Source organism: Kangiella sp. TOML190, from assembly GCF_023706045.1.
In the GTDB taxonomy this organism is placed as follows: domain Bacteria; phylum Pseudomonadota; class Gammaproteobacteria; order Enterobacterales; family Kangiellaceae; genus Kangiella.
On record NZ_BQYL01000001.1, the window covers coordinates 1,563,201 to 1,583,238 of the forward strand.

At 43.5% G+C, this 20,038-nt stretch carries 13 protein-coding genes and 1 pseudogene; 11 read left to right on the forward strand and 3 right to left on the reverse strand.

The genetic code is table 11. The features are described from left to right. Positions 1–2 precede the first annotated feature (2 nt). The 6 genes and pseudogenes from NFS34_RS07545 to NFS34_RS07570 all read left to right on the forward strand — a co-directional run. Positions 3–1,148, forward strand: a pseudogene (locus tag NFS34_RS07545) (2-isopropylmalate synthase); the annotation flags it as partial. Between the two features lie 42 nt (positions 1,149–1,190). Beyond that, positions 1,191–1,769: a hypothetical protein gene (locus NFS34_RS07550; RefSeq protein ID WP_251359324.1), complete on the forward strand. Its 579-nt coding sequence runs from the start codon at positions 1,191–1,193 to the stop codon at positions 1,767–1,769. Between the two features lie 47 nt (positions 1,770–1,816). Beyond that, on the forward strand, positions 1,817–2,287 hold the full coding sequence (gene rimI, locus NFS34_RS07555) for a ribosomal protein S18-alanine N-acetyltransferase (RefSeq protein ID WP_251359325.1): 471 nt from the start codon (positions 1,817–1,819) through the stop codon (positions 2,285–2,287). A gap of 34 nt (positions 2,288–2,321) precedes the next feature. After that, positions 2,322–3,899 (forward strand): peptide chain release factor 3, encoded by a 1,578-nt coding sequence (prfC, locus tag NFS34_RS07560; protein WP_251359326.1) that lies wholly within the window; start codon positions 2,322–2,324, stop codon positions 3,897–3,899. A gap of 70 nt (positions 3,900–3,969) precedes the next feature. After that, complete coding sequence (locus tag NFS34_RS07565) at positions 3,970–4,776, forward strand: TatD family hydrolase (RefSeq protein WP_251359327.1); 807 nt, start codon at positions 3,970–3,972, stop codon at positions 4,774–4,776. A 98-nt stretch (positions 4,777–4,874) separates the two neighbouring features. After that, entirely contained in the window at positions 4,875–6,620 is a 1,746-nt protein-coding gene (locus NFS34_RS07570) for a GspE/PulE family protein (protein ID WP_251359328.1), read from the forward strand. A gap of 15 nt (positions 6,621–6,635) precedes the next feature. Here the strand turns inward: NFS34_RS07570 and mltF are convergent, their stop codons facing one another. Further along, positions 6,636–8,111, reverse strand: a complete 1,476-nt coding sequence (mltF, locus tag NFS34_RS07575; protein ID WP_251359329.1) for a membrane-bound lytic murein transglycosylase MltF — start codon at positions 8,109–8,111, stop codon at positions 6,636–6,638. A gap of 207 nt (positions 8,112–8,318) precedes the next feature. On the opposite strand from mltF, the gene purL reads away from it, so the two are divergent. Next, entirely contained in the window at positions 8,319–12,230 is a 3,912-nt protein-coding gene (gene purL / locus NFS34_RS07580; RefSeq protein ID WP_251359330.1) for a phosphoribosylformylglycinamidine synthase, read from the forward strand. A gap of 95 nt (positions 12,231–12,325) precedes the next feature. Here the strand turns inward: purL and NFS34_RS07585 are convergent, their stop codons facing one another. Further along, positions 12,326–13,588 (reverse strand): hypothetical protein, encoded by a 1,263-nt coding sequence (locus NFS34_RS07585; RefSeq protein ID WP_251359331.1) that lies wholly within the window; start codon positions 13,586–13,588, stop codon positions 12,326–12,328. A gap of 226 nt (positions 13,589–13,814) precedes the next feature. Between NFS34_RS07585 and NFS34_RS07590 the strand changes: the two genes are divergently transcribed. Continuing rightward, positions 13,815–14,891 carry a mechanosensitive ion channel family protein gene (locus tag NFS34_RS07590; RefSeq protein WP_251359332.1) on the forward strand — a complete coding sequence of 359 codons (1,077 nt, stop codon included), beginning with the start codon at positions 13,815–13,817 and terminating at the stop codon, positions 14,889–14,891. A 15-nt stretch (positions 14,892–14,906) separates the two neighbouring features. Here the strand turns inward: NFS34_RS07590 and NFS34_RS07595 are convergent, their stop codons facing one another. After that, on the reverse strand, positions 14,907–16,124 hold the full coding sequence (locus NFS34_RS07595) for a cation:proton antiporter (RefSeq protein ID WP_309296413.1): 1,218 nt from the start codon (positions 16,122–16,124) through the stop codon (positions 14,907–14,909). Positions 16,125–16,363: 239 nt separating this feature from the next. On the opposite strand from NFS34_RS07595, the gene gshA reads away from it, so the two are divergent. The 3 genes from gshA to NFS34_RS07610 are packed head-to-tail and all read left to right on the forward strand — an operon-like array spanning position 16,364 to position 19,932. After that, positions 16,364–17,932 carry a glutamate--cysteine ligase gene (gshA, locus tag NFS34_RS07600; RefSeq protein ID WP_251359334.1) on the forward strand — a complete coding sequence of 523 codons (1,569 nt, stop codon included), beginning with the start codon at positions 16,364–16,366 and terminating at the stop codon, positions 17,930–17,932. Between the two features lie 24 nt (positions 17,933–17,956). Further along, entirely contained in the window at positions 17,957–19,459 is a 1,503-nt protein-coding gene (gene putP, locus NFS34_RS07605; protein WP_251359335.1) for a sodium/proline symporter PutP, read from the forward strand. Next, positions 19,459–19,932, forward strand: a complete 474-nt coding sequence (locus tag NFS34_RS07610) for a GNAT family N-acetyltransferase (protein ID WP_251359336.1) — start codon at positions 19,459–19,461, stop codon at positions 19,930–19,932. The genes putP and NFS34_RS07610 overlap by 1 nt, the downstream gene beginning before the upstream one ends. Positions 19,933–20,038: the final 106 nt, after the last annotated feature.

Consider the following 20,038-nt stretch of genomic DNA (forward strand, 5'->3'; position numbering starts at 1 on the left):
TTATGAGCCAAAAAGATAAATTGGTGATTTTTGATACAACCTTGCGTGACGGCGAACAAAGTCCTGGCGCTTCGATGGATAAAGACGAAAAATTAGCAATTGCTCGTCAATTAGAAAAAATGAAGGTGGACGTGATTGAAGCCGGTTTTGCCATTGCCAGTCCGGGTGATTTTGAAGCGGTTAAATTAGTCGCCGATAACATCAAAGATAGCACTATTTGCTCACTCTCTCGTGCTATGGAAAAAGATATTCAAGCCGCTGGTGATGCTATTAAGGGGGCTAATTCTGGCCGTATTCACACTTTTATCGCTACCTCACCTTTGCACATGCAGCATAAATTGCAGATGCCGCCGGAAAAAGTGATCGAACAAGCCGTGGCTTCGGTTAAATTTGCCCGTAACTTGTGTGACGATGTGGAATTTTCTTGCGAAGATGCTGGGCGCTCTGAAATCGATTTTATGTGTAAAATCATTGAGCAGGTAATTGATGCCGGCGCTCGTACCATCAATATCCCTGATACAGTGGGATACAATATGCCGGATCAATATGCCAATACCATCAAGCAGCTGCTGGAGCGTATTCCAAACGCGGACAAAGCGATTTTTTCAGTACACTGCCATAACGATTTAGGTCTGGCAGTAGCCAATTCCTTAGCGGCGGTGCAATGCGGCGCTCGTCAGGTAGAATGTACCATTAATGGTTTAGGTGAGCGCGCTGGTAATGCTTCGTTAGAAGAAATTGTAATGGCAGTAAAAACCCGCCCGGATTACTTTAACGCACGGGTGGATATTGATACTCGCCATATCGTCAATACTTCGCAAATGGTTTCCAAAATTACTGGCTTTGCAGTACAACCTAATAAGGCCATTGTTGGTGATAATGCCTTTGCCCATGAGTCAGGTATCCATCAAGATGGTGTGTTAAAACACCGCGAAACTTATGAGATTATGCGTGCTGAAGATGTGGGTTGGGCGAATAATAAAATGGTATTAGGTAAACACTCGGGACGAAATGCTTTTAAAAGCCATTTGGCGCAACTGGGCCATAAGTTTAATAACAACGATGAGCTTAAAGAAGCATTTGTTGCCTTTAAAAAGCTTGCCGATGAAAAGCACGATATTCTGGACGAGGATTTATTATCCTTAGTTCAGCATTAATCTGAGCGCGATGGTTAGGGTAAATGCTAATCTATGACTGATCAGCTAGCTTATTTGGATGCGATTGGAGTACCTCGTTGGGTGCTCCGTGAGTCTGCTGTGGAAGTTTCGGTGGAAACTTCTGTAGAACCTTCGACCGAAACCCCAATTGAAGAGAGCCTAGTTAGTAAGTCAGAAGTAAAAGCGCCTTCTACAGCAGCTTCTGCGGAAAACAAAGCTGTTGAACAAGCGGCTTCGATTTATCTCAAAGCGTTAGTGAGCAACCCGAAAGCAAAAGCGGCAATTATTGCCGCTCAATCACCATCAAAAGCGCAATTACAACAGAACTGGAAGCAGCTTAAGTTTGCTTGGAAGCAATGGCAAAACAGTGAATTTCCAGTCAGTCTCTATCAGATAACGGACGACTCAAGCTATTCTTTAGCTCACCTTAAGCAGCAGAAGCTAGTGCTGATTAATGCTATGGAACCGCCAGAGCAACAACAAAGCGAATCGTTAAGCTCCAATAGCAATCATGGATTCATGCTGCAAGCGCCAGCATTTGGCGCAGTTGGCAATAAAAAAGCATGGTGGCAGTTGTTACAAGAGTTGCAGCAAAAAATTGAGCTGCTTTAGTTGTTTAATCCACTTCTTGAAACCCACCTGCTTAAACCTAGTTCTGAATGCATCAGTTGCAAATAGCTTCTTTAAGCAAAAGTGACCTTGATTCGATCGTCGAACTTGAGTCAAAAGTTCACCCCTTTGCTTGGTCGCGCCAAGCACATCTTGATAGCATCGAAGCGGGTTATCCGAGCTTGGTGTTAACTGAAAATAACCAGCTTATTGGTTTTGTTATCTTTAATTATCTGTCTGATGAGTGTCACCTTTTGGATATTGCTGTTGATCGGCAGCACCTTAGGCAAGGTCATGCCAAACGTTTGCTTAGTGCTATGTTAGAAAAGGCACGCCAGGCGGGGATGATAAAGGTGATTTTAGAGGTTCGAGCTTCAAATCTTGCTGCCCTTAATCTATATCTAGCTTTGGGTTTTGAGCGTATTGGGCTGCGAAAGAATTATTATCGTGGCTATATCGATAATATGCCTAAGCAAGAAAAAGGGCGTGAGGATGCCATTGTGATGGAAAAAGCTTTATAATCGCGCCAACTTTAGTCATTTTAGCTCGAACTGCATGTCCAAACTTGTTGAACAAATCGAAAATCGTCGCACTTTTGCCATTATTTCGCACCCTGATGCGGGTAAAACTACCATTACTGAAAAAGTGCTCTTATTCGGTAATCAGATCCAAGAAGCAGGGGTGGTCAAAGGCCGAGGTGGCAAGCACGCTACTTCAGACTGGATGGAGCTGGAAAAGCAGCGTGGTATTTCGGTTACCACCTCGGTGATGCAGTTTCCTTATGGCGGACGTACCGTAAACCTCTTGGATACGCCTGGTCACGAAGATTTTTCTGAAGATACTTACCGTACATTAACTGCGGTGGATTCAGCTTTAATGGTGATAGATGCGGCCAAGGGTGTGGAAGCGCGAACCATTAAGTTGATGGAAGTTTGTCGCTTGCGCGATACGCCGATTGTGACCTTTATGAATAAAATGGATCGCGATATTCGAGATCCGATTGAACTGTTGGACGAAGTGGAAGAGGTTCTGAATATCAAATGTTCGCCAGTATCTTGGCCAATTGGGATGGGTAAACAATTTAAAGGGGTTTATCATATCCTTGAGGATAAAACCTATTTGTATCAGTCAGGACAGGGCCATACCATTCAAGCCGAGCGGATCATTGAAGGTTTGGATAACCCCGAGCTGGATACCGCGGTTGGCCCCTTAGCGGATGATTTGCGCGAAGAGTTAGAGTTGGTACAAGGCGCTAGCCATGAATTTGATAAAGCTGAATTTTTAGCGGGCAAATTAACCCCAGTTTACTTTGGTACAGCATTAGGCAACTTTGGGGTTAACCATATGCTTGACGGACTGGTGGAATGGGCGCCAAGTCCGATGCCTCGTCAGTCAGAAGAGCGAGAAGTTACTGCCACCGAAGAAAAGTTTTCTGCTTTTGTATTTAAAATTCAGGCCAATATGGATCCGCAGCATCGTGATCGGATTGCTTTTGCCCGAATTTGTAGCGGTAAATACAATAAAGGGATGAAGATGCGCCACGTTCGTATTAATAAAAATATATCCGTAAACAATGCGCTAACTTTCCTAGCGGGCGATCGTGAGCACTTAGAGGAAGCTTACGCCGGAGATATTATTGGGCTGCATAATCATGGAACTATTCAAATTGGCGATACCTTTACCGAAGGTGAAATCCTTAAGTTTAAAGGGATCCCTAATTTTGCGCCGGAACTTTTTAGAAGGGTGCGTTTAAAAGATCCGATGAAGAATAAAGCCTTGCTTAAAGGCTTGGTTCAGTTGTCCGAAGAAGGGGCAACTCAAGTGTTTAAACCGCAAGAATCCAATGACTTGGTATTGGGTGCAGTGGGTGTGTTGCAGTTTGATGTAGTTGCACATCGGCTGAAAAACGAATATAAAGTAGAGTGTATCTACGATCAGGTTAGCGTGGCGACGGCCCGTTGGGTTGAGTGCGATGATGATAAGAAGTTGGAAGAGTTTAAACGTAAAAATTCGCAAAACTTAGCACTGGATGGTGGCGAAAACTGGACCTATTTGGCACCCTCTATGGTAAATTTGAATTTAGCGATAGAGCGTTGGCCGGAAGTTCGTTTCTTTGAAACGCGGGAACATTAGAATAAAAACAAAATTGTTGCTTATTTTAAAGGGATACTTATTTTTAAGTGATAAAAGGGGGCTGGTATAAGTGTTTTTTAAGAAGAAAAAGCAGACTCAAAAAATCGAAAGAAAACTGTTTGATAGTATTTGTCATTTGGACTTTCCGATATTTGATAAAGAACGCGATTCAATTTTCGAAAGGATGCCCAAACTTGGGATCGATGGTATTTTAATAGCTGGAGTGACTCAAGATAAATGGCGCTTTATTCGTCAATTAGCAGCGCTGAAAAAAAATGTATATTCAGCGATAGGTTTACATCCTGAGTTTTTGCAACAACATTCCAAAAAAAATATTCGTGATCTAGAGCTTGCGGTGTCGGTTAAACCACTATGGGCGATTGGCGAAATCGGCTTGGACTACTACGAAAAAAATATTGATCGCAAGGCGCAGGTGGATCTTTTTTCCGCTCAGCTAAACATTGCAAAAGCTGCCGAGTTGCCTGTTATTCTCCACGTTCGCAAGGCGCACGAAGATACTTTAGCTTACATAAAGGCGCAGAACTTCCAACAGGGAGGGATTGTGCATGCTTTTAATGGCAGTATCCAACAGGCCGAGCGTTATATCGATTTAGGCTTTAAGCTAAGTTTTGGCGGCGCTATTACCTACCCAAACGCGGTGAAATTAAAAAAACTGGTGACCGAACTGCCTTTAGAGTCGATGGTGTTAGAAACCAATTCACCAGATATGAAACCGGCTAATAGCCGCAAAGCTTACAATACTCCCTTCCAAATTTTTGACGTTTTCAACGAAGTCTGTAAGTTGCGTCAAGAATCAGCCGATGATATTGCGCGTATCACTTGTCAAAACTCCAAACAAATACTTCGAATCCAATAGGTTATTAGTGATTTTGTTGAGACATTGATGATTAGCTATTGAATCTAAAAAGGATTTTGATTTAAGCTGTGCTAATACTATAAGTATTTAAGGAACTTATGCTTTCTACCTTTCAAATTTTAGATGCACTAAAAAAAGACGGCTGGATCACCGATGAGCAGTTTCAAGCGGCTCGGGTACATGTGCGTCAGGGTAATTTGCAATTAACTCCAATCGAGCAAGTAGCAGATCTGTGTTTGACTCGTTTTGATGACAGTCGACAAATTCTCGATGAAGAAGCGGTCACCAAATACGTTGCCTCTTTATTAGGAAAAAAGTACTTCAAAATTGATCCCTTGAAAATTGATGTAGACTCGGTGACTCAAGTTATGTCGCTAGCCTATGCCGAGCGGCATAAGATCTTGGCGCTAGAAGTCCAAGAAGAATTGATTATCATGGCGGTGTTAGAACCGGATAACTTAAGTTGGCAGCAAGGTCTTGAGCAAACCACGCGCAAACGAATTGTACCTGTGCTGGCTAACCCTGCTTTAGTAAAGCGTTATCAAAAAGAATTTTATCAGCTGTCGGCTTCGATCAAGGGTGCTAACAAGACGAAACTCCAAGCGGACAATACGGTTGGTAATCTGGAACAATTGATTGAACTTAAAGGCTCCGAAGAGGCCGATGCTAACGACCAGCATATTGTACAAATCGTTGATTGGTTATTGCAATATGCCTTTAAACAAAGAGCCAGTGATATCCATATAGAGCCGCGAAGGGAAATTGGTAAAGTCAGGTTTCGTATTGATGGGGTTTTGCACGAGGTTTACCAACTACCGATTTCCATTACTCATGCGGTGGTGTCACGGTTTAAAATTCTAGGGCGAATGGACTTGGCAGAAAGGCGTAAACCGCTGGATGGACGGGTCAAAACTAAAAATCCCGATGGCATGGAAATAGAGCTACGACTATCCACCTTGCCCACTGCTTTTGGTGAAAAGTTTGTTGGTCGTATTTTTGACCCCACAGTGTTAGATCGTGATTTTTTGCAATTGGGACTGGAGCCAGAAACAGAGCATTTATGGCGCGATCTGATCGGTAATCCTACCGGTATCGTGCTCTTAACGGGGCCAACGGGTTCGGGTAAAACCACCACCCTTTACACTTCTTTGGATTTGCTGGCGACCAGCGAGGTGAATATTTGTACCATCGAAGATCCGATTGAGATGGTCGATCCCAAGCTCAATCAGATGCAGGTTCATCATGATATTGATCTAGATTTCGCTTCTGGTATCCGAGCTTTGCTGCGGCAAGATCCGGACATTATCATGATTGGCGAAATTCGTGATAAAGAGACGGCCCACATGGCTGTCCAAGCCGCTTTAACCGGTCACTTAGTGATTTCCACTTTACACACCAATGACTCTTCTTCAGCAATTACCCGTTTGATGGAGATTGGAGTCGAGCCTTACTTAATTAACGCCACCATGTTAGGGGTGATGGCGCAGCGTTTGGTCAGAACTCTGTGCGAGCGCTGTAAAAAAGCTACCAAGCTTGAACCGGTTGCGTGGCAGTCTTTAGTCGGCGATGAGCAAAAAGTTACTATGCCGGAAACGGTGTATGAGCCGGTTGGGTGCGACTATTGTCGAAATACCGGTTATCAAGGACGACAAGGAGTTTATGAGCTATTTAGAGTGACCGATGAACTTAAACATTTAATTCACGACAAAATTGATTTGGCCGAAGTTCGAAAACAAAACGTTCGTGATGGCATGAATTTATTGCGGATTAGTGGCGCCTTCAAGGTGGCGAGCGGAAAAACCACTATTGAAGAAGTGTTGAGGGTTGCGCCGCGTTCAAATTAATCCAATAGTTTTTTATTATTGGTCGATTTGGCTTTCGGCTTGGTTTTCAGTTTGTTCTAATTCGGGAGCGAGAGTTTCCTCAAGCTCCAACTCAACTGGCTCTTGTTCAAGTTGTTTGCGAGAGCCGTCTAGGTTAAACAGTTGTTGCAATACCGCATAGTATTGGCGGATGTTACCTACATAGCGCACCGGTTCATTACCTCGAGCATAGCCAAAGCGAGTCTTTGAATACCACTTCTTTTGCCGTAAAAGCGGTAAATAATCTTTGATTACCTGCCAAGTGTCGGGAACTTGACCATCGGCTTGCGCTAGGCGCCTAGCATCTTCAAGGTGGCCAAAACCAACGTTATAGCCAGCCAAAGCGAACCAATTACGGTCGGGATCGGTTATCCGCTCAGGGATTTTTTGTAGCATTAAGCGAAAGTAATCCGCGCCGCCAATGATGCTTTGTTTGGGATCGAGTCGATCTTTAATACCCAGCTGTTTGGCAGTATTTTGTGTTAGCATCATTAGACCACGAACACCAGTAGGTGAGCGGGCATCGGGTTTCCAGTGGGACTCTTGATAACCCATTGCCGCTAAAAATCGCCAATCGAGATCATCGCTAGCAGCTTGTATAAAATCAGGAATAAACGCTTCTAAACGGCTATCAATAGCACGAATAAATTCTCGGCTACCAACATAATCAAACTTGGTTAAATGGCCATAGTAGCGCTCGATAAGGTAGTCAATACTGCCATCGGTTCGTGCTTGATTAAAAAATTCAATCACCTTTGCAAACAAACTATCATCGCTATTTTTGGCTAAAGCCCAAGCTAAGTTTTGTTTACCTGAAATGCTAAAAGCAACAGCCAATTCCGGCTCGACTTGGCGCGCCAGCTCTAAATCATTGGAGTCGGCGACGGTATAGCGAATAGTCTCGTCCAGCACCTTATCTAGCAGCTCTGAAGCACTGAATTCGTTGGTTTCGCTCCAGGTAAGCTCAGGATAATTCTCTTGCTCTTTTCGTAGAGTCGCGGAATGTGAAGAATTGGCTAATACCATCAAGCCGCCTTCAATTTGACTAAAATCTCTAGGGCGTTTTTGTCCTTGTTTGTAAACGAGCTTGCTGCTGATCTCTTGATAGCTGGGTGAAAACCGTAGTTTTTTTACTCGCTCTTTGGTGACGGTAAGACCCGCGGCGATCAGATCTGCGTGACCTTTTTCCAGCTCTGACATCATTTTTGCCAGATCGTTTTCCGTAATAATTTGTACATCGACCTCAAGGTAGTCGGCGAACAGTTTGACCAATTCGTATTCAAAACCGGTAAAGTCTTGATCGCCAATGTACATGGTGGTTGGGGCAATACGGGTATAAACCTTGATATAGCCGCGGGCTTTAATTTCTTCCAGCTGGTTTTGAGGTTGGCGCTGACAAGCGGTGACGAGCAATAGGCAAGCGACAAGGCTTAGGCCTAATAGCCAATGCGGGAATTTAAAAATGCAGTTCATTGCCACTCTTGACGCCTAGTTTATTATGTCAAATATCAACAACTTATAATTATTGATCAATATTATGCTTGGATCTGGGCAAAAAGTACAAATTTGGCAGGAAAAAGCCATCAAAGGCTTATCAAAAAGTGGCTTTTAGAGTAAAATTTGCGCTCCTTGGCAAAGCCTAGTTTTGCCCGCTAATTCAACCTATCGGTAGAGAAGTTTATGCTCATTTTGCGCGGTAACCCTGCTTATTCTGAATTCCAAAAAGCTCGTTTGTTGAAAGAGACCCATGCCATCGAGCCTCGCGTGGCTGAGATTTATGGCGAATATGTGCATTATGTGCATACCAATGCCGACTTAACTGCTGATGAAATGGCGGTTTTGGAGCGATTGTTGGAGTATGGTCCGAGCCGCCCAGCCAGTGAGCATTCTGGTCGCCGCATGATTGTAGTGCCACGTCCCGGCACCATTTCGCCTTGGTCTTCAAAAGCAACCAATATTGCGCAAAATTGCGGGCTTGAGAAAATTGAGCGAATCGAGCGCGGTATCGCGGTCTACTTCATCAATCCAGAGGGCGAGCCAATCAAAGACGCGGTTGCCGAGCGTTTAAAGCCGCTAGTTCATGATCGTATGACCCAATCCGTGTTTGATGAACATAACCAAGCCGAAGTATTATTTGTTCAGGAAAGCCCTAAGGCGCTTTCCCACGTCGATATTCTTGCTGGTGGTCGCCAAGCATTGGTCAAAGCCAATACCGAAATTGGTTTAGCCTTAGCGGAAGATGAAATTGATTATTTAGTCGAGAGTTTTACGCACCTTGGGCGCAATCCCAGCGATGTTGAGTTGATGATGTTCGCACAAGCAAATTCTGAGCATTGTCGACATAAAATTTTTAATGCTTCTTGGACCATTGACGGCGAAGATAAAGACTTGTCTTTGTTCAAAATGATCAAAAACACTTACGCCAACAATTCCGAAGGAGTTTTATCCGCGTATAAAGACAATGCGGCGGTGTTTGAAGGCTTTAATGCCCATCGCTTTTTTGCTCAGCCGGAAACTAATGAATACCAATACCATTTAGAGCCAGTCCACGTTCTGATCAAGGTCGAAACTCACAACCACCCAACCTGCATTTCGCCTTACCCCGGTGCTTCGACCGGTTCTGGCGGTGAAATTCGTGACGAAGGGGCTACCGGTATTGGCGGCAAACCCAAAGTGGGTTTAACCGGTTTTAGCGTGTCAAACTTAAGGGTTCCTGATTACGAGCAGCCTTGGGAAACCGATTATGGCAAGCCTGAACGGATCGTAACTGCGCTTGATATTATGCTCGAAGGGCCTATTGGCGGCGCCAGCTTTAATAACGAATTTGGGCGTCCGGCGGTTAATGGCTATTTCCGCACTTTTGAAGAAGAATTTGATTTTGAGTATGGAGCTGAAGTTCGCGGTTATCATAAGCCGATTATGATTGCTGGTGGTATGGGTAATATTCGCGAACAGCACGTTGAGAAAAAAGAGATTAAGCCTGGCTATAAAGTGATAGTTTTGGGCGGCCCTGCCATGTTGATTGGTCTTGGTGGTGGCGCGGCATCTTCTATGACTTCTGGTTCGAGTGCCGAGGATTTGGACTTTGCTTCGGTGCAACGTGATAACCCCGAAATGGAGCGCCGTTGTCAGGAAGTGATCGACCGTTGTTGGGCATTAGATGATCGTAATCCTATCGAATTTATTCACGACGTGGGCGCCGGTGGTTTATCCAACGCTATCCCTGAGTTGGTTCATGATGGTGAGCGCGGCGGAAGCTTTGAGTTGCGTCGTGTGCCGAATGCGGAAAAAGGCATGGCACCAGTTGAGATCTGGTGTAACGAAGCACAAGAGCGTTATGTATTGGCCGTTGCGCCAGACAAGCTTGAGCATTTTGAGCAGATTTGTCAGCGCGAGCGTTGTCCGTTTGCGGTGGTGGGCGAGGCGACCGAAGCGTTGCATTTAAGTTTAAGCGATGAGCATTTTGATAATAAGCCGGTGGATCTGCCAATGGATGTGTTATTTGGTAAACCGCCCAAAATGCACCGCAGCGCAGAAACTTTAAAGGCCCCCTCGACCGAATTACCACAGGTTTCCAATATCAATGAAGCGATTGATCGGGTGTTAGCGCTTCCAGCCGTTGCCGACAAGACCTTCCTGATCACCATTGGTGATAGAACCGTTGGCGGTATGGTGTCGCGTGACCAAATGGTGGGCCCTTGGCAAGTACCTGTAGCCGATTGCGCGGTCACTACTTCGACTCACAATAGCTACACTGGCGAAGCCATGGCGATGGGCGAGCGAACTCCTGCGGCACTACTCGATTCAGCTGCCGCAGCCAAGATGGCTGTGGGTGAAGCGATCACCAACATCGCTTCCGCTAAAATTGACGATATTAAAAAAATCCGCCTGTCCGCGAACTGGATGGCACTTGCCGGCGCGCCTGGTGAAGACGTTAATCTTTACAATGCGGTTGAAGCAGTTGGTATGGATCTATGTCCAAAATTAGGCATTACCATTCCTGTGGGCAAAGATTCCATGTCCATGAAAACCGTGTGGGAAGAAGAGGGCCCGGATGGCAAGAAAGTCCAAAAGTCGGTTACGGCTCCTAGCTCGCTAATCATTTCAGCTTTTGCGCCGGTGACGGATGTGCGCAAATCACTCACGCCGGAGTTAAAGGCAAATAAAGGTGATACGGAATTATTATTGTTAGACTTAGGCCGTGGTAACAATCGCTTGGGCGCTACGGCCTTTACCCAAGTTTATAAGTTATTGGGTAAAACGCCTGCTTCAGTAGATTCTGCCGATGACTTGCGCAACTTCTTTAATGCGGTGCAAAGCTTGAATCAGCAAGGTTTGGCTTACGCTTATCATGATCGCTCAGATGGTGGCTTGTTAGCAACGCTAGTGGAGATGGGCTTTGCCGGAAATTGCGGAGTTAGCGTTGATTTATCCGAGTTAAGTGGCTCCGCTGAAGAGTTGTTGTTTAATGAAGAATTAGGTGCGGTGTTGCAAGTTCCTGCCAGTAAACGTGCAGAAGTTACCGCTATCTTGGCAGAGCATCAGGTCTCTGAGTTTGCCCACTTTATTGGTGAACCAGCCGAAACTAAAACCTTGAGTATCACTAAAGACGGCCAGGATCTGGTTTCGCGTCAGATGAAAGACTTACGTCAAATCTGGTCGCAATTAACGTTTGAGATGCAAAAGTTGCGTGATAATCCGCAATGTGCGAAAGAAGAATTTACCGCTAAATTAGATCTGGATAACCCAGGTTTATTTGTCGATTTAAGTTTTGATCAGAATGACAATGTGGCGATGCCGATGATCAATTCTGGCGTTCGTCCGCGGGTCGCCATTTTAAGAGAGCAGGGCGTTAACAGTCAGCTCGAGATGGCTGCCGCTTTCACTAAAGCTGGTTTTGAAGCGATTGACGTTCATATGAGCGACATTCTTGCTGGCCGTGTAAGCTTGAAAGACTTTATAGGCGCTGTGGCTTGTGGTGGCTTCTCATATGGTGACGTATTGGGTGCTGGTGAAGGTTGGGCTAAATCGATTTTATTTAACAATCGTGCGCGCGATGAGTTTGAAGCTTTTTTTAAGCGCGACAATACTTTCAGCTTAGGCATTTGTAACGGTTGCCAGATGATGTCTAACTTAAAAGAGTTGATCCCTGGTACGGCTCATTGGCCGCACTTTGTTAGAAACCAGTCAGCGCAATTTGAAGCGCGAGTGGCAATGATTGAAGTGGCTAAATCACCCTCATTATTTATGGCTGGCATGGCCGGTTCGCGTTTACCCATCGCCGTATCCCATGGTGAAGGACGAGCAGAATTTAAGTCCGCAGAATTAGCGCAAGCGACTAATGATTCTGGCTTAGTCACAGCCCGTTTTATCAATAATTATGGCGATATAGCCCAAACTTATCCGGCAAACCCCAATGGTTCATTGCATGGTATTACTGGTCTTACTTCAGAAGATGGCCGCGCCACCATTATGATGCCGCACCCCGAACGAGTTGCGCGCGCGGTACAAAACTCTTGGCGACCAGAAGACTGGTCAGAAGACGGCGGATGGCAGCGGATGTTTTATAATGCCCGAAAGTTCGTTAATTAATTTTATAATCTATATATTCTAAATTCATTCCCGCGAGAGCGGGAATGACAGAAAATTCCAGTTTGGGATCATGTCTGGGTCATCTGACCGCTTTTTTATATCGCAATGCAATGATGATTTTTCTTTCCGGGCTTCGGCGTCGGTAAGCAAAGCAGGCTTTTTTCCTGCTCTAAATAAGCTTCACCAGTAGCGAAATTATTGATTGCGGCAGTAGATTTTAAATCTGATAGCTCAAAGTCTCGATGTTTTTGATACCAGTTAATCAGATTAATTTTAGACTGAAGGTTATGCAGTCTTAGCGAGTAGTCTTTATAAGCTGGCAAAGAATAGCCCATTAAAGTCCTACCGCCATAATTTCTTACTTTTTGCGAAATATCTGGTTCAGTGATTTTTAAAGCGTTCGGTAGCGCTTGTTCCTTTGCACTTAACTTGGTGTAGGAAAGCCAGTCTTGCTTTGACTGGTAGTCAGTGTTGATAGACATGTTTTGTTTAAAAAACATGTTATGCCAAAATCGCTTCAAAAAAGAAAAGTTGCTATATTCAGGCAATTTGGCAATGAGTTTTGTTTGCGCCGTTGCAAAGGCGTGCTCAAATTTTACGGTGGCATCAAGCGATGACTCTTCTGTTGTTAACCCTGGAATTGTAGTTTTTCCGGCAATCAAGTTGTTATTTAATAACTGATTATAAAAGTCTAAATTGAGTTGGATATTAGCAAGGTGTACCATTTTCGCCATTAAGGTATTAGATTGAGCAAGTTTAAGCCGAGATAGGCGAATTAATTCGAGTGTGTCTGATTCTAAATTATTACTATTGAGCAGGAGCTGCAGTTGATATAGCTTGTTAGCCTTGATAATAGGTTCATATTCTCCAAAAATGACAGTGGTATTGGGGCTGGTTGTTATTAAGTAATCATTTAATGCTAAAAACTTTATGTAACGTTCTAACAGTATATGATTTTTAGAAAGAAGTTCCGCATAGTAAGGAGTTTTGTTTTTAATGGTGTCAATGCAGCCACTATTATAAGGTTCGCAGAAGTCATTTGGTAGTTCAAATGAGCCGCGCCTTCCTTCAAGGGGATCGTTAAAAGTTACTGTTGATCCATCTTCATGAATAAGATGTCCGCTATAGGCGATTTCTACTTGTTTTAAGCGCTCTAAGCCTAAAGCTATTGGATCTTCATCATCAGCAGCTTCTAAACCTAGTTGCAAGTAGAATGCTTGACTAGGTTGTTGTGACCATTGCGCAACTTCTTGATTCCATTTTTTTGATTCTAAGCTTTGTTTGTCGTCTATTTGTAACGCTAATGAAACGGCTAGTAATATTACAAAAAAACCAAGTAACCACTTTTTTACTTTCAAAGTTTATTTCCTTTTTTTAATTTATAGTTAGTCATAATTTATATTGGGACTCATACTTCTATTTCAATAGATATGTTAATGACATATGTTTAGCTACAGAGCCTATAAATGATAGAGCTACAAGCTAGGCAGCATTAATTGTCGCTCTTGAGGTTTTATTCTTATTTGACAACAAGGTGTTTTCATTCAAAACTAGAAGTTCATTCTGGATCGGATGGAGATATTGTTGCTTGATACAGAAAAGTTAAAAAGTCTTTTAAGTAAGCCCATTATAAATATCTCAGAGCAAGCCAGTATTAGTTTATGGCAATTGCTTTTAGCTGTAAGTTTGTTGGTTTTTTCTTTAGCGATTTGTAAATTTGTCGCTAAATTTATCATTGGCCGCATTCTGTCTCGGACTAATATGGCTGAGCATAATATTGTGATTGTTCAGCGAATTATTTTTATTATTTTACTGATCGTCCTCGTTGTTACTACTCTATCCATATTGCACGTGCCCTTAACCGCTTTTGCATTCTTATCAGGTGCTTTAGCGATTGGGCTTGGCTTTGGTGCTAAAAATATTCTGGATAATTTTATCAGTGGTTGGATTTTATTGTCTGAGCGTCCTTTGCGGCTTGGAGACTTTGTTGAGCTGGATGAAACCAATCGAGGTAGGGTAATAAGAATTGGTAATCGCTCTACGGTTATCAGAAAAACTGATGGCTCGCATTTAATTATCCCGAATAGTGATTTATTACAAACTCGGCTCATCAATTGGACTTATACCGATGACAATGTCAGGTACACTTTTACGGTTGGCGTAGCTTACGGCTCTGATGTGAAGTTTGTGTTAAAAATTCTGGATAATGTGCTCGAAAAGCACTCTTTGGTATTAAAAAACCCAAAAGCCTCGGTAGTGTTTAGCGATTTTGCTGACAGTGCTTTGGTGTTTGAGATTTGGTTTTGGGCTGCGGTTAAAGCGGAAAGGGAATTAAAAGTAATTGCCAGTGATTTACGTTTTATGATCGAGCGGCGTTTTCGCGAAGCGGATATAGTGATTTCATTTCCGCAAAGAGATATTCATTTGCATACTGACAAGCCGTTACCACTGCACTTAGCCAATGATGAGGATAATCAAGCGGATGAAACCTCTAAGGATAAAAAATTATCAGCTGAAGAACCCAGAAAAGAGCGTAGAAAGGAATCTAGCCGTGAGTCTAGCGATGGCGACCCCCAAAAAGAGCAAAAAGATAAAGAGGACGAACCCCTAGCGGAGCTGGCCAAAGCTGAGGCCAGCCTAGAAAGCCGAGACAAGTCCTAATGGGTGTTTTGTATGCTACTCCATGTTTTCTTCTTTATCCGCGTACTTTTTGCCGTATATTTTGGTTAAAGGATTGGCGCTGATACCGTGCAAAACAATGCTTAAGGCAACCGTGGTTACCACCACTCCGATAATATCTTCTACGTGGGTAAACTCGCGATCTTTGAGCACCAAGAGTAAGAATAAGATGGACGCCAAGCCGCGCGGACCAAACCAGCCGAAAAATAAAGCGGTAGGGAGTTTGAAGCCCTTACCTAACACAGCTAGGTAAACTGGCAACATTCGAATCACGGTCAAAGACAGCACCGCATACACTAACCATTTCCAGTTGAAATTATGTAACGCTTCGGGCACTGAGTAATATCCAAAAATAAAGAAAATGCCCATGGTCAGCAGGGTGCCTTCGGTTTCGGAAAACTCTCTTAGGAAGCGGAAATTGCTATCTAAACTGTTGCCAAATACATAACCGGCGACAAATGCGGCGATAAAACCATTACCGCCGAGCAGCTCACTTAAGGCAAAGGCGGCTAGTGCGGTTGCTAGCGAGATAATGCCAGTAAAGCCTTCTTCTATCCATTGCTTTTTTTGCGCCAAGTTGATCGATTTTGCCGATAAACGCCCAATAATGATCGCCACCAGCGGTGCTATGCTCAGTTGTTTGATAATGAACTCAATCCAATTCACTTCATGCTCGCTGCCGCCAATCGCTGCCATGGATGCAAATAGCAGTACGAATGGCAGGGCAATACCATCGTTTAAGCCACTTTCCACGCTTAAGGTTTGCTTGATCTTTTGTGGAAGTAAATTGCTGGTGACGATAGCATGGCCTAAAGCCGCATCCGTTGGCGTTAACACCGCAACAAAAACCGCAACCTCTAAAATGGGTAATTCAGGGAAGAGTTGAGCGCCCAACAGGACCCCCAAAATAATACTCAAAGGCATGCCGATTAATAACAGTCTAAAGGGTAAACTTACGTATTTCTTAAGTTGTTTCTCAGGAATATTAGCGGCATCACTGAACAGCACTAAAATTAAGGTAATTTCTGCAAAGACATGGATAAATTCTTCATCAATCTCAGCGTAACCTTGGCTCGGAGCAAGGAACATCAGCAAGCCCATGGCGGCGAAAAACATGGGGCCGCTTATTAAGCTTTTTTCAAACTTTGCTGAAAATAAGGAGTAAAAAATAAATAAGAAGGCGATTATTAAGAGCGCTGTGAGATCCATAAACATTACTCCTTAGCTAAGACAATTAGATTCTTACAGCTTTATATTTCTACCAAATGCCATTAATGTCAACCTCTGCTCTCTTGATTGCATTGATTATAGCCCTGTTTTAAGCAGACTCTTGCTAGCCAAATAGCATGTTTATTGGTGTATTCTTGCGGTGAATGCTAGCCGCTACTTAAAAACTCACTCGAAAACTGGCATACTTAAAGCACTCTATGGAATTTAAGTAAAATCAAATAGATATGCTAACTCCAAAGCTGGATAAAAAGGCCTTTGAATTTGTGAGAGATGAGCAGTCCGATGCTTTGACTCGGTTAAATCGAGGGATTGAAAAGGAAAGTTTACGGGTCACTACTAAAGGTTACTTGTCTACTAGAGCGCACCCTGAGTCTTGGGGCGCGGCTTTAACCAACAATTACCTTACTACCGACTATTCCGAGGCTTTGCCTGAGCTTATCACGCCAGTTTCGACTGATCCTCAAGCGCCGCGTCGCTGGCTTAAGGATATTCATCAGTTTATGTATCAAGATATGGCGGATGAAGTGCTTTGGGCGGGGTCCATGCCTTGTATCATGACGCGCGAGGAAGATGTGCCTTTGGCGGATTACGGCAATTCCAACGTTGGTCAGATGAAGCATATTTATCGTAGGGGGTTAGGTTATCGTTATGGCCGTTATATGCAAACCATTGCCGGTGTGCATTATAACTTTTCTTTACCAGAAGATTTCTGGCCTGCTTATCAAAGGTTTAAACAAAACAGCGATCCTTTACCCGATTTTATTTCTAAACAATATCTCGGTCTTATTCGAAATTATTTACGTTACTGCTGGCTGCTTCCTTATCTGTTTGGCGCTTCGCCGGCAATTTGTAAATCCTTTATGAAAGGGCGAGCCGGTTCACTGCTAGAAGAATTTTCCGAGTGCACTTTAATGGGCCGCTATGCCACTTCTTTGCGCATGAGTGATTTGGGTTATCAAAATAATGCGCAATCTAAATTTTCCATTAGCCATAACGACATCAACGATTATATTGAGGCATTAGAAAAAGCGATCCGCACCAAAGATGATTTTTATGCCGAGTTGGGAGTTAAAGTCGATGGTGAGTACCGTCAGCTTAATGCTAATTTGTTGCAAATTGAAAATGAATATTATGCCAAAATTCGCCCCAAGCGGGTTATATACAGTGGCGAGCGTCCGACCCAAGCGCTAAAAAGAGGCGGAGTACAATATGTGGAAGTACGCTCGCTCGATCTAAATCCTTTTGATTCGGTTGGCTTTAGCCAATTGCAAATTGATTTTATGGACATTTTTTTACTGTTTTGTTTACTACAAGAAAGTAAAGATTTATCGGATAGGGAAAATGCTGAGAATGATGAAAATTTCCGTCGGGTGGTGAATTTTGGACGTAAACCGGATCTGCATTTATTAATGCATAACCGTTCCGTTTCCTTAAAAGCAACGAGCCTTGATATTTTTGAGCAAATGAAACCGATTGCCGAGTTGCTAGATGCAAAGTCGCGTAATAACCATTATAGCGTGGCACTTAAAGCAGTAACTGAGATGGCACAAGATCCGAATAAAACCTTATCAGGACAATTTATGCAGCAATTATCCGCTTCGGGTAAGGGTTATTATGGTTTCGTTTATGGATTATCGGACGGTTATAAGCAGGAATTTAGTAAGGAAAGCTTGCCTGATGAGAGGCGTCATTTTTTTATGGAAGAAGCGCAAGCATCTATTCAAAAACAAAAAGAAATTGAAACTGCTGAACACGTGAGCTTTGATCAGTATTTAGAAAGTTATTTTAAATAAAACCTGAAATCTAATGGGGAATCCATGCCAACCGCGACGTTAATTACTTTTGCCGCCTATCTGCTTTTTATGATGCTGATAGGTGTTTGGGCTTACCGTAGAACCAATAACCTTTCTGACTATATCTTGGGCGGCCGGTCGCTAGGCAGTGGAGTAACTGCGTTAAGCGCAGCGGCTTCGGATATGAGCGGCTGGATCCTTATGGGGCTTCCTGGTGCTTTATATGCTGGAGGGATTAAGGAGGGCTGGATCGCGGTAGGTCTGGTGATTGGCGCTTATCTAAACTGGAAATTAGTTGCTGGTCGTTTACGCTCTTATACCGAAATTGCCGATAACTCTTTGACGTTGCCCGACTATTTTGAGAATCGTTTTCACGATCGCTCAAAGGTTTTGCGAGTCAGTTCGGCGTTGGTTATTTTAGTGTTTTACACTTTCTATACTGCATCTGGAATGGTTGCTGGAGCTACCCTTTTTGAAAACAGTTTTCAGATGGATTACCAACAAGCACTTATCATTGGTGCTGCGGTGATAGTGGCTTACACCTTTCTTGGCGGCTTTTTAGCGGTATCTTGGACGGACTTTTTCCAAGGCATTTTAATGGCGACTGCTTTGGTAGTAGCGCCGATAACCATGATTATCGAATACAATGGATTAGCTCCCTTATTTAATCAAGTTGAAGCGGTCAAACCTAATGCTATGGACTGGACCGCAGGTTTAACCTTGATTGGTTTTTTATCACTACAAGCTTGGGGGTTGGGTTATTTTGGCCAGCCACACATTTTAGCGCGCTTTATGGCGGCGGAAAGCGTTGCCACCATTCCTGCGGCGCGGCGCATTGCTATGAGCTGGATGATCATCAGCTTATTGGGTTCGATGTTTATTGGTTTAGCCGGAATCGCTTACTTTTCTGATGATCCTAATAGCCTTGCATTGCTTGCAGAAAATCCTGAGCGGATTTTTATTTTAATCAATAAGGCTTTATTTAACCCTTGGCTAGCAGGCTTTTTGCTAGCGGCGATTTTGGCCGCAGTGATGAGTACCATTGACTCGCAATTGTTAGTTTCTTCAAGCTCGCTGACCGAAGATTTTTATAAAAGCTTGTTTAGGCCCAAGGCCAGTGAAACTGAGTTAGTTTGGATAAGTCGATTTGGCGTGGTGTTAATTGCACTGATTGCGGTGTTAATAGCGCTTGATCCAAAAAGTCGAGTACTGGAATTGGTTAGTTATGCTTGGGCCGGTTTTGGCGCAGCGTTTGGCCCAGTCGTGATTTTCTCGTTGCTGTGGCAGAAGATGACTCGCTGGGGAGCGCTCGCGGGCATGCTGGTTGGCGCTATAACGGTTTTGATTTGGAAACAGTTGTCGGCCAAAGAGCAGGGTTTAGCAATTTTTGACTTGTATGAAATCTTGCCTGGCTTTGTGTTTGCCAGTATCGCTATTGTGTTAGTCAGTAAATTAACTCGGGTGGAAGAACAAACCTTAAATCAATTTGATTGGTTCCGTTCGCAATTCAAAAAGATGGTGAGCTAATGGCAGTGACAGTCCGCCCAGCGATAAAAACCGATGCACAAGTTATTGTGGATTTGATTTATGATCTAGCGGTTTATGAGAAGTTGGAAGAGTATGCGGTTGCCACGCGCCAAAATATAGAAGAAACCTTGTTTAATGAATCACCCAAAGCGTTTGCTCTATTAGCGCAAGTCAACGACCGTATTGCCGGAATGGCTCTGTATTTTTTCAACTATTCGACTTTTCAAGGAAAGCATGGGATTTACCTTGAAGATTTATTTGTAAAACCAGAATTTCGTAGTCAGAAAATTGGTCTGGCGCTGTTTAAAGCTTTAGGCCAAGCAGCAAAAGAAAATGATTGCGGTCGAATTGACTGGTCGGTTTTAGATTGGAATCAATTAGCCATTGATTTTTATCATAAACTAGGGGCTAAACCCCAGTCAGGTTGGACTGGCTATCGGCTTGATGGCGAAGCTTTAGCGGCCTTAAAGTAGCTTTAAAGTTGCTTTGCGCCAATTGTAAGAGATTGTTATATTTGCGAAGTAACGCTTTGTTATGTAAAGGGTTTAGCTATATAGTATTTCGGTTAATTTAGAACAA